The sequence below is a fragment of the Amycolatopsis sp. WGS_07 genome, assembly GCF_045278895.1.
Lineage (GTDB): Bacteria > Actinomycetota > Actinomycetes > Mycobacteriales > Pseudonocardiaceae > Amycolatopsis.
Genome location: NZ_CP136053.1, coordinates 9,802,027 through 9,814,465 on the forward strand (window position 1 = coordinate 9,802,027; position 12,439 = coordinate 9,814,465).

The following is a 12,439-nucleotide window of genomic DNA, read 5'->3' on the forward strand; positions in this document are numbered from 1 at the left end:
GGTTTCGCGCCGGTCAGCAGCCGATCAGGCGGCCGGCCAGGTACGACTCGACCTGGTCGATCGAGATGCGCTCCTGCTTCATGCTGTCGCGCTCGCGGATGGTCACGGCGTTGTCCTCGAGGGTGTCGAAGTCGACCGTGACGCAGTACGGCGTGCCGATCTCGTCCTGGCGACGGTAGCGGCGGCCGATCGCCTGCGCGTCGTCGAAGTCGACGTTCCAGTGCTTGCGCAGCCGCGCGGCCAGGTCGCGCGCCTTCGGCGACAGGTCGGCGTTGCGCGACAACGGCAGCACCGCGGCCTTGAACGGCGCGAGCCGCGGGTCGAGGTGCAGCACGGTGCGCTTGTCGGTGCCGCCCTTGGCGTTCGGCACCTCTTCCTCGTCGTACGCGTCGACCAGGAACGCCATCATCGAACGGCCGACGCCCGCGGCCGGTTCGATCACGAACGGCCGGTAGCGCTGGCCCGAGGCCTGGTCGAAGAACGACAGGTCCACGCCCGAGTGGTTCGAGTGCGTGGTCAGGTCGAAGTCGGTGCGGTTGGCGATGCCTTCCAGCTCGCCCCACTCCTGGCCGGCGTTGAACGCGAACCGGTACTCGATGTCGACGGTGCGCTTCGCGTAGTGCGAGAGCTTTTCCTTCGGGTGCTCGAAGTGGCGCAGGTTCTCGGCCTTGATGCCGAGGTCCTTGTACCACTCGGTGCGCGCGTCGATCCAGTACTGGTGCCACTGCTCGTCGTCGCCCGGCTCGACGAAGAACTCCATCTCCATCTGCTCGAACTCGCGCGTGCGGAAGATGAAGTTGCCCGGCGTGATCTCGTTGCGGAACGACTTGCCGATCTGGCCGATGCCGAACGGCGGCTTCTTGCGCGAGGCCTTCTGCACGTTGAGGAAGTTCACGAAGATGCCCTGCGCGGTCTCCGGGCGGAGGTAGTGCAGGCCTTCCTCGGACTCGACCGGGCCGAGGTGCGTCTTCAGCATCATGTTGAAGTCGCGCGGCTCGGTGTACTTGCCGCGGGTGCCGCAGTTCGGGCACGGCACCTCGGACAGGTCGTCCTCGGTGGTCGCCTTGCCGGTGCGCGCCTCGAAGTCCTCGGCGAGCTGGTCGGCGCGGAACCGCTTGTGGCACGACAGGCACTCGATCAGCGGGTCGGTGAACACGTTCACGTGGCCCGAGGCGACCCAGACCTGGCGCGGCAGGATCACCGACGAGTCGATGCCGACCACGTCCTCGCGGCTCTGCACGACGGTCTTCCACCACTGGCGCTTGATGTTGTCCTTCAGCTCAACGCCGAGCGGCCCGTAGTCCCACGCCGACCTGGTGCCGCCGTAGATGTCTCCCGACGGGAAGACGAAGCCACGGTGTTTGCACAGACTGACGACGGTTTCGATTTTGTTGGCGGGCACTCCACGCTCCGGACGCATGCGGGGACGGTTATCGGACTAGAAGACCCAGCGTATCCGGCCGGTCCCGGGCACCTCCGCGCAGGTCGGAGGTCACGAACGGGTGACCGGCGAGGCCGTCACGACCCGGTTGTCGTCGTAGCCTTCCTGTCCGCCCACGTAGTCGCCGCCGCACGTGACGAGCACCAGCCGGTGCGGCCCCTCGGGGTCGAAGAGCTTCGCGGATTCGGCGGCCAGGTTCGTCTTGTGGATCGTGCGCACCTCGTCGATCTTGTACTCCCACTGCTTGCCCGCGGTGTCGGTGACGGTGACGATCTGGCCGGTTTTCATCCGCCAGAGTTCCTGGAACGGCCCGGTCTTGCCCGCCCAGTTGACGTGTCCGGACAGCAGCGTGACGCCACGGGCGGCCCCGACGCCGGAGCCCCACCAAGCCGCCTCGGAGAGGCTCTTGGGGATCGGCAGCGCGCCGTCCTCGCCGACCTCCTCGGGGATCAGCTTCGCCTGCCCGCCGCCGGGCAGCTTGACGGTGCCCGGGGTCTGGCCGGGATCCGGCTGGCTGTTCCCGGCCTGGCTGCTTCCCTGGTCAGTGCCCTGATTGACGCCTTGGCTGGTGCCGGGCTGCTGCGGTGCCGAGTCCGCGCTGTCGTTGCCGGTGAAGAAAATCAGCACCGCGGCGATCACCGCTGCCACGACTACGGCCGCGACGACGATCAGTGCGCCGAGCTTGCGTGCTGGTTGGGCCTGTGTCCCCTGCATCGTGCTCCCCTGGTCCGGAGGTTTCTCCGGGGAGACATGCCGCGGGGACGGGGTGGGGTTGCACGGTTTTTCGGCGGGCTGCCCGGCGGCTCAGTCCGGCCGGGAGACCAGGTCCGCGGTGACGATCCGGTTCTCGTCGTAGCCCTCGGTGCCGCCGACGTAGTCGCCGCCGCAGGTGACCAGGACCAGGCGATGCGGGCCGGTCTGGGCGAACCAGCCGGGAGCCTGCGCGGGCAGCTGTTCCTTCGGGATCGTGGCCGCGCCGGTGACGCGGTAGAGCCAGCGGCCGCCGGACGCGTCGACGATGCTGACGTTGTCGCCGTCGCGGACGCGCCACAGGTCGTCGAAGGGGCCCTTCGTGCCCGCCCAGTTGACGTGTCCGGACAGCACCGCCGCACCCTGTGCCGCGCCGAGGCGAGCGCCCCACCACGCCGCGTCGCCGAGGCCGCGCGGGATCGGCAGGATGCCTTTCTGGGTGATCTCGACGCGTTTCAGCCGCGCCTCGGACCCGTCCGGCAACCGGATGCTGCCGGGCCGCTGGAGGCCGATCGCCTGGCCGTCGGAGGGCAGCTCGGCGGGCGCGCCGTCCTCGCCCGGCAGCGAACCCGGCGGCGGATCGGCCACGACGGCGGTCGGGGCGGGCACCCAGGTCAGGACGATCACGCCAGCCGCGATCGCGAGGACGGCGATCACCGCTGACGCGACCGTCAGCACGGTGCGCGACACTATTCGCCGCGGGAGCGGACGACCCGCGCCGCGCGGCGCCGGCCGAGCACGATCGCGACCGCGCCGAAGAGCAGACCGCCGCCAAGCAGGCCGAAGCCGAGCGGAAGGCGCAGGTCACTGGACGGCGCGGCGGCCCCGGCGTAACCGGCCGGGACCTCGGTGGGCACCGACGGCTGCTGCACGGTGTTCGTGGAGCCCGTGCCGGAGCCGTTGCCCGCCGCGGCGACGAAGTTCTTCGGGATCGAGCAGCTGACGCCGCCGAGCACCATGGTGGTCTGCACGTCGCTCAGCTTGGTGTTCTTGCTGTCGTGCGCGTGCGTGGTGATCTCGACGCGCCAGCCCGCCTGCGCGGTGACGTCGCCCGAGCGCCAGCCGTCCTGCTTGATCAGCTGGTCGAACGCGGAAACGCGGGACACGACGACGTCTGAGGTGGTCTTGCCGGCGTCGGTCTGCGGCACGTCAGTGGGCGCGCCCATCTTGAGGCCGGTGACGGTGAGCGTCCCGCTGGCCGGCATCGCGACCTGCTTCAGCGCGTCGTCCGCGCCGCGCACCCAGACCCGGGCGGCCGTGGTGGCACCGGTGACCTTGCCGGGGCCGGAGCAGTCGACCGAACTGCGCGCGCCCTCGAGCACGAGCATCGTGTTGTCGAGCGCCTTGGGCTTCTTGCGGCCGTTGTCGCGCAGCGCGTAGTTCGTCTCCGCGACGGCGGTGGGCACGTGCGTGGTCTGCAGCGCGGCGATGACCTGGTGGTCCCGGCTCGCGATGCCCGCCGGGTACGGGCTCGCCGAGCCGTCCCCGTACTTGCCGAGGTCGATCTGGTAGTTCGGGCCGAAAGTGGTGCGCTCGCCGTCGTTCTTCGGCACCGCCACCCGGTCGGTGCCGAGCTGCGACTGCCCGGGCGTGAGCGGGGACCGCTGGGTTTCGGTGATGAGCGCGCCGCCGTGCTGCGGGTCGCCGCCGAGCCGGACGGACGCCACGTTCGCGAACGACACCGGCCCCGTCTTCTCGTCGACGGCCTGCCCGGCCGGGGTCTGCGCCGATGCGGCCGGAGCCAGCGCCGGCAGTGCCACCAGGGCCGCCACCGCGGCCTTCGTCACGAAACGAGTCATGTCTCCCCACTGCCCTCCGGCAACCCCGAGCGATCCGCCACTGTACGAGACGCGGCGAAACGCCCCCGCGACAACCTTGCACCGTCCGCCACCACTTGCGAAGCCGACAAGCCAAATCTTCACGAACTCACCCGATCGGGTCAATCCGGAACGCGGCTCCCCCTGGGCCCGGCGATCACCGGGCCCAGGGAAGGGAACACTACGATGGCGGCGAAGGTTATCGGCAATGACATCCGGCTTCGGAAACGCCGCCCCCGGTCCCGCCACGGTTCCCGCCGCAGGCCCGGAGGCAGCGGACGAGGCTGGCGGCGGGACGCGAGTGGGAGGCAGCGATGACATCGGCACCTTCGAGCGCCCTGTCCGACGGCTGGGGAGCCGGGGTTTCTGGCGTGACCGGGAACGCTGCGGAGCCCGGGGGGAACGACGTCCCGGCTGGAACCGCTGGGGCTTCTGGGGCTTCCGTGGAGCGGGCTGGCACGGCTACGGCCAGTTCGGCCAGCGCAGCTTCCGCTGGAACTTCCGCGGAGCAGGCTGGCACGGCTGCGGCAGGCTCGGGCGGTGCAGGCTCCGCTGCGGCTTCCTCGGAGCAGGCTGCGGCTAGTTCGGCCGGTGCAGGTTCCGCTGGTTCGGGCCAGGCTGCCAGCGATGCTCGGGCGGAGCTGCCTGCGGACCCGCCGCATCCCGCCGCCGATGGCTCAGCCAGCCGACCTGACGGTTCCAGCGCCGCGGGCGAGGCCGCCAGCGGCACGCAGGCAGAGCTGCCCGCGGACCCACCGCATCCGGTCGGTGCGGGCGGGTCAGCCGGGCGGTCCGCGGGTGCCGGACCGGCGGTCGTGCCCGCGGGTGCGCTCGCCGACGCGGGCGAACTGCTCCGGGCGCTCGCCGCTCCGGTGCGGATCGCTATCGTGCTGCAGTTGCGGGAGGCGGACCGGTGCGTGCACGAACTCGTGGACGAACTCGACGTCGCCCAGCCGTTGATCAGCCAGCACCTGCGCGTCCTCAAGACCGCGGGCGTGGTGCAGGGTGAGCGGCGCGGCCGCGAGGTCGTCTACCGGCTGGTGGACGACCACCTGGCGCACATCGTCGTCGACGCGGTCACCCACGTGCAGGAAGGGAAGTGACGATGTCCTCGGTCCCCAAACCGGTCCCGGTGCCAGGCCGGCGTTCCACGAAGCAGCGCGCGGCGGTGGTCGACCTGCTCAGCACCGTGGACGACTTCCGCTCCGCCCAGGAGTTGCACGACGAACTCCGCAAGCGCGGCGACGGCATCGGCCTGACCACCGTCTACCGGACGCTGCAGTCGCTCTCCGAGGCGGGCGAGATCGACGTGCTGCGCACCGACTCGGGCGAGGCGATCTACCGCCGGTGCTCGTCGCACCACCACCATCACCTCGTGTGCCGCGTGTGCGGGCGCACGGTGGAGGTCGAGGGTCCCGCGGTGGAGCGCTGGGCGGAGAAGATCGCGGCGGACCACGGGTTCACCGACATCAGCCACACCGTGGAGATCACCGGGACCTGCGCCGAGCACTCGAGCTGACCCGCTCCCGAGGCACACCTGCCCGGGCTCGCTGGAGCGTTCCGGTTCGCGGAGCGCATGCGGTGCCGAGCCTCAAGCTGCCCGTCCGGCGGCGGAACCGTCCTGGGGCTGTCCGGGGAAGCTGGCGAGGATCCGAAGGCCAGCGGAGTGCTGCGAGGCCGCACGGGTTTCGCAAGGCCGCAGGGTGTCGCAACTCTGAGCGACTCGAACCGGTCGCGGTCAGGATTCCGTCCGGGGGCTGTCTCAAGTGGCGGGCTTGAGCGAGCGTGCGAGGCGGAATCCGCTCCGGGATCAGCCGAAGAAACTCAGGTGCACCGGGCGGGCGGATGCGGCGGTCCGCGTTCCGAGACGGTCGTCGCCGAGGGGTCGGGGGCGTTGCTCCTTTCAGTACTCATACGGGTCCTTCGGCGCGGTGATCCGCTCGACTGTCGCCGGGACCAGGTCTGGCGTGTAGCTGTTCGCCTCGGTCGCCGTGCCCGGGACGATCTGGCCGGTGACCCGCAGCCAGGTGTCGCTCGGGAAGCGGTCGGCATCGCCGCCCTTGAGGTGCACGGTCACTGGTGCCGCGTCGGCCGCGCAGCAGCTGATTACCAGGCGGGCCAACAGGGTTTGGCCTCCGGTGTGGACGACGAATCCGGAGATCTCGACGGTGCGGCCGTTCATGGTGCCGTTGGCGTCCCAGCCCGCTCGGGTGACGACCTCGTTCATCGCCATCGGCACCACCGCGCCCGCGGGCAGCGGGGGGAACGCGGCTGCGGACGTAGTCGCGGCGCTGGCGGGCAGGCGGGCTTCGGTGCGGGTGACGGAATCCGCGCCGAGGGCGGGCGGAGCGACGAGGAAGACCGCCAGCACCGGGACTACCAGCAGCCAGGCCGATCGCGCTGGGTGGTGGTGGCCGTGACCGTCCGCGGCTGAGTGCGCAGTGTCCACTTCGGACTCGTGGGCCGCTTTCGCCGCAGCGCGCACGGTGGCGATGTCGCGGACGATGGCTGCGACTCCCAGCAGGAGCATCACTGCGCCGCCGGCGATGATCCATGGCTGCTGGGCTGGCTTCACGTAGCGCAGGTAGTCGCCGTTGAGAGCGATCTTCACTAGCGCGCCGCCCAGCAGGATCAGCAGCACGTTCTGCGTTTCGCGCCTCATTGGACTCCCCCGAGGAAAATCACGCCCGCCACGGTGCCGCAGGCGATCGCCACCACGAAGGTGACCGGGGCGAACCTCGCGGTGAACGAGCGGCCGAAAGTGCCGGTCTGCAAGGCGAACAGCTTGACGTCGATGGCCGGGCCGACCACCAGGAACACCAGCTTCGGCAGCAATGGCACGGCGGTGAGCGAAGCGGCAACGAACGCGTCAGCCTCGCTGCACAGCGCGAGGACCACGGCCAGGACCGCCATCACGACTACGCCGACGATGATCTGTCCGGACAACACTTCGAACCACTTCGCGGGCACGAGAACGTTGAGGGACGCGGAAATCAGCGCGCCGAGCACGAGAAATCCGCCTGCTTCCACGAGATCGGTGCGTGCGGTTTCGGCGAATACGCGCCATCGATGTCCTGGCTCGACGTCGGGCAGCCGGCGCAGCGCGCGTTCGGTGATCCACGAGAGTTTGCCCCACCGGGCCCAGATCCAGCCCATCACCATCGCGGTGGCGAGCGAACCGGCGAACCGCGCCAGCACCATTTCCGGACGGCCGGGGAAGGCGACCGCTGTGGCCACCAGCACCACCGGGTTCACCGCGGGCGCGGCGAGCAGGAAGGTGAGCGCGGCGGCGGGCGCGACGCCCTGCCCGATCAGCCGCCGCGCGACCGGGACCGACGCGCATTCGCAACCGGGCAACGCGACGCCCGCCAGCCCGGCGACGCCGACCGCGGCCGACGCCTTCTTCGGCAGCACCCGTTCCAGCACGCGGGCGGGCACGAATGCCGCGATCGCGCCGCTGATCAGCACTCCGAGCACGAGAAACGGCAGCGCCTGCACGCACACCGCGACGAACACGGTGGACCCGGTGCGCAGCGCGGGCACGTTGAAGAGGTCCTGGAGCTGGCTCTGCGCGAGGACAGCCACGAGCAGCACGGCGCACAGGATCTCGATGGAGCTGATTCGGAACCGCCTCGTGCGGGGACGCTCCTCGGCGGCGTTGTTGGAAAGGGTTTCCACGAAGGCGATGATGCCAGCCGGGTCCGACAGAACCCTAGCCGCCGGTGTCGCGAGGGGACCCCTCGTGCCGGTTTTGCGGGAATGTCACTCGATGGGGAGGGAGGAAAGGGCGGAATCGGGCGGGTGGAGACGCGGGATCGGGATGGTGGCGGGGCTTGGGGCGGGTGGCGGAACGGGCCGGGACGGCAGCAGAGCCACGCACGAACGACCGAACGCAACCGCCGCAACAGCGGGGCTCGGCACGAACAACCGAGCGCAACCACCACAACAACCGGGCTCGGCACGAACGACCGAACGCAAACACCACAGCAGCAGAACCACGAGTCGTGGAAGCTTGAACGGACGGAGTTGGCGGCGGGACGAGCAGGCGGGGGGCAACCTGGCCCACCTGCGAGCCCCAGCCCCAGCAGGTCAGCGGAACAGGCGGAAGAACCCGCGCACCTGTTCGACCAGCGACTCCGGCTGCTCCAGCGCGGCGAAGTGGCCGCCACGCGGCAGCTCCTCGAACCAGCGCAGGTCGGTGAACCGCAGTTCGGCCTCGCGTCTCGACGGGCGGGTGATGTCGCGCGGGTAGATCGACAGTCCGGACGGTGCGGTCACCTTGTCCCGGAAATGGGCGAAGCTCTCCCAGTACAGGCGCGCCGACGACGTGGCCGACGCGGTGAACCAGTAGACCGAGATCTCGTCGAGGATCGCCTGCCGCGGCACCGCGTCCTCGGGATGGCCGTCGTTGTCCGTCCACGCCCAGAACTTCTCGGCGATCCAGGCGGCTTGTCCCGCCGGGGAGTCGGTGAGGCCGTAGCCGAGGGTCTGCGGCCGGGTCGACTGGAGTGCCGAGTATCCCCGGCCGGTGCGCTGCATTTCCTTCTCTGCCTCGAGATTCGCCAGTTCCGCGGGCGTCGGGTCGTCGAACGTGCCCGCCGCTACGGAGCCCAGGTTCAGGTGCACGGCAGCGACTCGCTCGGGGGCTACCTCGCCCAGCGCGCCGGACACTGCCGAACCCCAGTCGCCGCCCTGGGCGCCGTAGCGTTCGTAGCCCAGCGAGACCATCAACGTGTCCCAGGCGCGCGCGGTGCGAGTGACGCCCCAGCCGGTCGTCGACGGCTTGTCGCTCCAGCCGTATCCGGGCAACGACGGCGCGACTACGTGGAACGCGTCCGCTGGGTCGCCGCCGTGGGCGCGCGGGTCGGTCAGCGGGCCTAGGATCTCCAGGAACTCCAGCACCGAGCCCGGCCATCCGTGCGTGAGCACGAGCGGGAACGCGTCCGGCTCCGGCGAGCGGACGTGCAGGAAGTGGATGCCCAGCCCGTCGATCGTGTCTCGGTACTGCGGGAACGCGTTCAGCCGCTTGGCGAAGCCGAAGTCGTAGTCCTCGGCCCAGCTGCGGCACAGCTCTTGCGCGTACGCCAGTGGCAAGCCCTGCGACCAGTCGTCCACTGGCTCGCGTTCGGGCCATCGGGTCCGGCGCAATCGGTCGCGCAGGTCCGCGATCTCGGCTTCGGTGACGCTGACCTCGAACGGCTCAGCAGGCATGGCAAGGCTCCTTACTGGACAAGGTCAGGCTGAGGACAAGCCCGGCTAGGGGAAGCGCCGCGAGCATCGCGAGGGCCACCGGCGCGGGCACGATGCCGGACAGACCCGCGACGGCGGCCGGGCCGATCCCGCCGCCCAGGGCGTTCATGAAGTTGAGCAGGCTTTGCGCGGTGTCACGGTCGTCCGCGGCGACCAGGTCCGGAACCAGGCCCACCAGCACGGCCTGGGCGCCGGCGAACCCGCACACGGTCAACGCCGTGCCGGCGACAACCGGGATCGGCCCGGGGAAGATCGCGACCACGAGCACGCCGGCGACGGTGAGCGCGGCAAGCCCGGCCGACACCTGCCAGCCGGTGAACCGGGCGGTCAACGTGCCGGCCAGCCGCCCGGCCAGCACCGAGCAGGCGGCGGCCGGGACCAGCAGCAGGCCGGCTTCCAAAGGGCCGCCGCCGGTGGCCTGCTCGATCAGGGATGGGGCGCGGAACAGGACCCCGTAGTAGCCGGCGAAGACCGTGCTGCCGATGAGCCCGGCCGCCAGGAAGCCGCGGGACGCGATCACCCGCCGAGGCACGAATCCGTCAGGGGTGCTTCGCACGCGCCACCACAGTCCCACGGCAGCGAGCGCTCCAGCGGCAGCCACGACGAGCGTGACCGGAGCGGGCAGGCCGACCGAATGTGCCTGCAGCAGCGTGATCAAGGAGCCGGCGAGCACCGACAGCACGGCCGCGCCGACGATATCGAGTCGCCTGGTCGAGCCGGTTCGCTTGCCGCTTAGCGCGCGCCTGCTCGGCCACGCGGCCAGCAGGAGAGGCAGCGCGAGAACCGGGATCGCGAGCACGACACGCCATCCGAGCCATGCGGTCACCGCCCCGCCCAGCAGGGTCCCGCACCCCGACGCCGTCGCGCTGGCGGCCGCGATGATTCCCAGTGCGCTGATCCGTTGCCGACCGGGAAGAGCGGTGGCCGCGGCGAAGACGGCGATCACGGTCGCGCCCGCCCCAGCGCCGCCGATCAGCCGGCCGACGATCACGACGGACAGTGTCGGCCCGGCTCCGGCGAGCGTGGAGCCCGCAGCGAGCGTCACGACCCCGGCCACGAGGATGTGGAAGGGGCTCCAGCGGACCAGCAGCCGGCCCGCGATCGGCATCGCGAGCGCGGAGGTCAGCGACCACGCGGCGAGAATCCACGCGGTGGCCCCGAACGGCACCGCGAGTGCGCGGCCGATGGCGGGCAGGGCGACCGACGGCGCGCCCAGTGCCACGTACATCGGCAGCACCAGCATCCCCAGCGTCAGCCCCAGCCGACGCCCGTCCGGGACCGTCCCCCGCCGAGTATCGTGTGACACGAGAAAGTTCATTTGAGTGTCACGATACGAGGCAGCGAGGAGACACGTCAAATGCGGGATGCGTGTTACAGCCCGGCGGCGGTCCAGACGGCTGTCGACCTGGCCAACACCTTGAAACCAGTCAAGGGAGAGGACGCGCTCGAGACCGTGGAGCAGCTCCGGGACTTCCTGGACGACCATCTCGCGGCGATGAGTTCGCGCCGTCTCACCCGCGTCGACCTGGCGGAAGTCCGCGAATTGCGCGCGACGGTGCGCGAGGTGCTTGAACGAGCGAACGAGGACGCGGTCGAAGCCGCGGATCTGATCAACGACGGTCTGCGTCGCAACCGCGCCACCCCGGTACTGCGCCATGAGGACGGCCGCTGGTGGACCGAGGTGACCGCCGACGCCGACAGCTGCTCAGCACACCTGGCCGCGGCCACGCTCAGCGCACTGGCCTCCGTAATCGCCACGCTCGGTCCCGAGCGTCTGGGCGTCTGTGCCGGGCCGCACTGCCGGGCCACTTACGTGGACCTCTCCCGCAACGGCTCGAAGCAGTACTGCACCCGAAACTGCGCGCACCGGGCCAGCGTCGCGGCCTACCGGAGCCGACAGCAAACATAACCAGGCCAAGGAAAAACGCAGAAACCCGGCTCAGGCCTCGACTCCGGGCAGCTCCGCCCGCAGCTGCGAAGCCGTGGAAACCACCAGCATCAGCAACGTCCCAAGAGGCGACGGGTCCATCCCCTCCGCCGGGAACGCGTACCGCAGCGTCACGTCCATCCCGCGCTCCGTGTGGCCGACCCCCAAGGTCCCGAACAGGCCCTGCCCGGCCCGTTCGGCGACGGCGACCGCGAGGGCCGGGTCGTCGGCCAGGTCCCAGGCCACGACGCAGGTCAGGCTGAGCACCGTGAGGCCGTCGGCCAGGCGGGTCGCCTGGATGACGCACGGGACGTCCGCGTGGGAGAACGTGATCGCGCCGTCGTCGTCGACGTGGACTTCCAGGTAGCGTTCCAGTGCTTCGCGCGCCCGGGTGAGCAGTGCGCCGGTCTCGGCGGCTTCCGCGGTGCTCATTTCGTGCTCCCTGCCTGGTCCACCGCACCGCCGAAGCGACGGTCGCGTTTCGCGAAGTCGAGGCACGCCTGCCACAGGTGCGTCCGGTCGAAGTCCGGGAACAGCGTGTCCTGGTAGACCATCTCCGCGTACGCCGACTGCCACACCAGGAAGTTCGACGTCCGCTGCTCCCCGGACGGCCGCAGGAACAGGTCCACGTCCGGCATTTCCGGCTGGTACAGGTACTTCCCGATGGTGCGCTCGTCGATCTTGTCCGGGTTGATCTTGCCCGCCGCGACGTCCTGGCCGATCCGGCGCATCGCGTCGCCCAGCTCGGCGCGGCCGCCGTAGTTGACGCACATCGTCATGTTGAGCTTGGTGTTGTTCTTGGTCTTCTCTTCGGCGATCTGCAGTTCCTTGATCACGCTGGCCCACAGCTTCGGCCGCCGCCCCGCCCAGCGGATGCGCACGCCGATCGAGCCGAGGTAGTCGACCTGGCGGCGGATGGTGTCGCGGTTGAAACCCATCAGGAACCGGACTTCCTCGGGGCTGCGCTTCCAGTTCTCCGTCGAGAACGCGTACACCGACAGCCACTTCACGCCGATCTCGACCGCGCCGCTCGCGACGTCGATCATCACGGCCTCGCCGCGTTTGTGGCCCTCGATCCGCGGCAGGCCGCGCTGGTTGGCCCAGCGGCCGTTGCCGTCCATGACGAGGGCGACGTGCTTCGGCACCAGCTCCGCCGGGATCTCCGGCGGTTTCGCGCCGGAGGCGTGCGGCTCCGGGTCTCGCAGCTCGTACCCCGCCGAGCGGGTCTCCCGTCCCCTGCGCAGCACTCACGGC

13 protein-coding genes are annotated in these 12,439 nt (G+C 70.5%); 3 read left to right on the forward strand and 10 right to left on the reverse strand.

Features of this window, described 5'->3' with window-relative positions; genetic code table 11:
• Positions 1-13 precede the first annotated feature (13 nt).
• The 4 genes from RPX00_RS45870 to RPX00_RS45885 form a co-directional block, all read right to left on the reverse strand.
• Complete coding sequence (locus RPX00_RS45870) at positions 14-1,402, reverse strand: glycine--tRNA ligase (protein ID WP_406635480.1); 1,389 nt, start codon at positions 1,400-1,402, stop codon at positions 14-16.
• 90 nt (positions 1,403-1,492) lie between these two features.
• Entirely contained in the window at positions 1,493-2,155 is a 663-nt protein-coding gene (locus tag RPX00_RS45875) for a class F sortase (RefSeq protein WP_406635482.1), read from the reverse strand.
• 90 nt (positions 2,156-2,245) lie between these two features.
• Complete coding sequence (locus RPX00_RS45880) at positions 2,246-2,881, reverse strand: class F sortase (protein WP_406635484.1); 636 nt, start codon at positions 2,879-2,881, stop codon at positions 2,246-2,248.
• Positions 2,881-3,990 carry a hypothetical protein gene (locus RPX00_RS45885; RefSeq protein WP_406635486.1) on the reverse strand — a complete coding sequence of 370 codons (1,110 nt, stop codon included), beginning with the start codon at positions 3,988-3,990 and terminating at the stop codon, positions 2,881-2,883. The genes RPX00_RS45880 and RPX00_RS45885 overlap by 1 nt, the downstream gene beginning before the upstream one ends.
• Before the next feature lie 758 nt (positions 3,991-4,748).
• On the opposite strand from RPX00_RS45885, the gene RPX00_RS45890 reads away from it, so the two are divergent.
• Together RPX00_RS45890 and RPX00_RS45895 are read left to right on the forward strand one after the other, a co-directional pair.
• On the forward strand, positions 4,749-5,111 hold the full coding sequence (locus RPX00_RS45890; protein ID WP_406643316.1) for an ArsR/SmtB family transcription factor: 363 nt from the start codon (positions 4,749-4,751) through the stop codon (positions 5,109-5,111).
• A gap of 2 nt (positions 5,112-5,113) precedes the next feature.
• Positions 5,114-5,527 carry a Fur family transcriptional regulator gene (locus tag RPX00_RS45895; protein ID WP_378312363.1) on the forward strand — a complete coding sequence of 138 codons (414 nt, stop codon included), beginning with the start codon at positions 5,114-5,116 and terminating at the stop codon, positions 5,525-5,527.
• 384 nt (positions 5,528-5,911) lie between these two features.
• Here RPX00_RS45895 and RPX00_RS45900 read toward each other — a convergent pair whose 3' ends face one another.
• The 4 genes from RPX00_RS45900 to RPX00_RS45915 all read right to left on the reverse strand — a co-directional run bounded on the left by RPX00_RS45900 (position 5,912) and on the right by RPX00_RS45915 (position 10,564).
• On the reverse strand, positions 5,912-6,670 hold the full coding sequence (locus RPX00_RS45900) for a TIGR03943 family putative permease subunit (RefSeq protein WP_406635488.1): 759 nt from the start codon (positions 6,668-6,670) through the stop codon (positions 5,912-5,914).
• Positions 6,667-7,686 carry a permease gene (locus RPX00_RS45905; protein WP_406635490.1) on the reverse strand — a complete coding sequence of 340 codons (1,020 nt, stop codon included), beginning with the start codon at positions 7,684-7,686 and terminating at the stop codon, positions 6,667-6,669. The genes RPX00_RS45900 and RPX00_RS45905 overlap by 4 nt, the downstream gene beginning before the upstream one ends.
• 411 nt (positions 7,687-8,097) lie before the next feature.
• Complete coding sequence (locus RPX00_RS45910; protein WP_406635492.1) at positions 8,098-9,219, reverse strand: epoxide hydrolase family protein; 1,122 nt, start codon at positions 9,217-9,219, stop codon at positions 8,098-8,100.
• On the reverse strand, positions 9,209-10,564 hold the full coding sequence (locus RPX00_RS45915; RefSeq protein ID WP_406635494.1) for an MFS transporter: 1,356 nt from the start codon (positions 10,562-10,564) through the stop codon (positions 9,209-9,211). Before RPX00_RS45915 ends, RPX00_RS45910 begins: the two co-directional genes overlap by 11 nt.
• 51 nt (positions 10,565-10,615) lie before the next feature.
• Between RPX00_RS45915 and RPX00_RS45920 the strand changes: the two genes are divergently transcribed.
• Positions 10,616-11,167: a CGNR zinc finger domain-containing protein gene (locus RPX00_RS45920; RefSeq protein ID WP_406635496.1), complete on the forward strand. Its 552-nt coding sequence runs from the start codon at positions 10,616-10,618 to the stop codon at positions 11,165-11,167.
• A 30-nt stretch (positions 11,168-11,197) separates the two neighbouring features.
• Here RPX00_RS45920 and RPX00_RS45925 read toward each other — a convergent pair whose 3' ends face one another.
• Both RPX00_RS45925 and RPX00_RS45930 read right to left on the reverse strand, forming a co-directional pair.
• The gene (locus tag RPX00_RS45925; RefSeq protein WP_406635498.1) at positions 11,198-11,617 is read right to left on the reverse strand and encodes a YbjN domain-containing protein; all 420 of its coding nucleotides are present in this window, start codon (positions 11,615-11,617) and stop codon (positions 11,198-11,200) included.
• On the reverse strand, positions 11,614-12,432 hold the full coding sequence (locus RPX00_RS45930; protein WP_406635500.1) for an isoprenyl transferase: 819 nt from the start codon (positions 12,430-12,432) through the stop codon (positions 11,614-11,616). Before RPX00_RS45930 ends, RPX00_RS45925 begins: the two co-directional genes overlap by 4 nt.
• Positions 12,433-12,439 lie beyond the last annotated feature (7 nt).

Bases quoted from the DNA above. Each gene is read 5' to 3' on its own strand.
- RPX00_RS45895 (WP_378312363.1), top strand. From the start codon at position 5,114: ATGTCCTCGGTCCCCAAACCGGTCCCGGTGCCAGGCCGGCGTTCCACG.
- RPX00_RS45925 (WP_406635498.1), bottom strand. From the start codon at position 11,617: ATGAGCACCGCGGAAGCCGCCGAGACCGGCGCACTGCTCACCCGGGCG.
- RPX00_RS45875 (WP_406635482.1), bottom strand. From the start codon at position 2,155: ATGCAGGGGACACAGGCCCAACCAGCACGCAAGCTCGGCGCACTGATC.
- RPX00_RS45910 (WP_406635492.1), bottom strand. From the start codon at position 9,219: ATGCCTGCTGAGCCGTTCGAGGTCAGCGTCACCGAAGCCGAGATCGCG.
- RPX00_RS45920 (WP_406635496.1), top strand. From the start codon at position 10,616: ATGCGGGATGCGTGTTACAGCCCGGCGGCGGTCCAGACGGCTGTCGAC.
- RPX00_RS45885 (WP_406635486.1), bottom strand. From the start codon at position 3,990: ATGACTCGTTTCGTGACGAAGGCCGCGGTGGCGGCCCTGGTGGCACTG.
- RPX00_RS45900 (WP_406635488.1), bottom strand. From the start codon at position 6,670: ATGAGGCGCGAAACGCAGAACGTGCTGCTGATCCTGCTGGGCGGCGCG.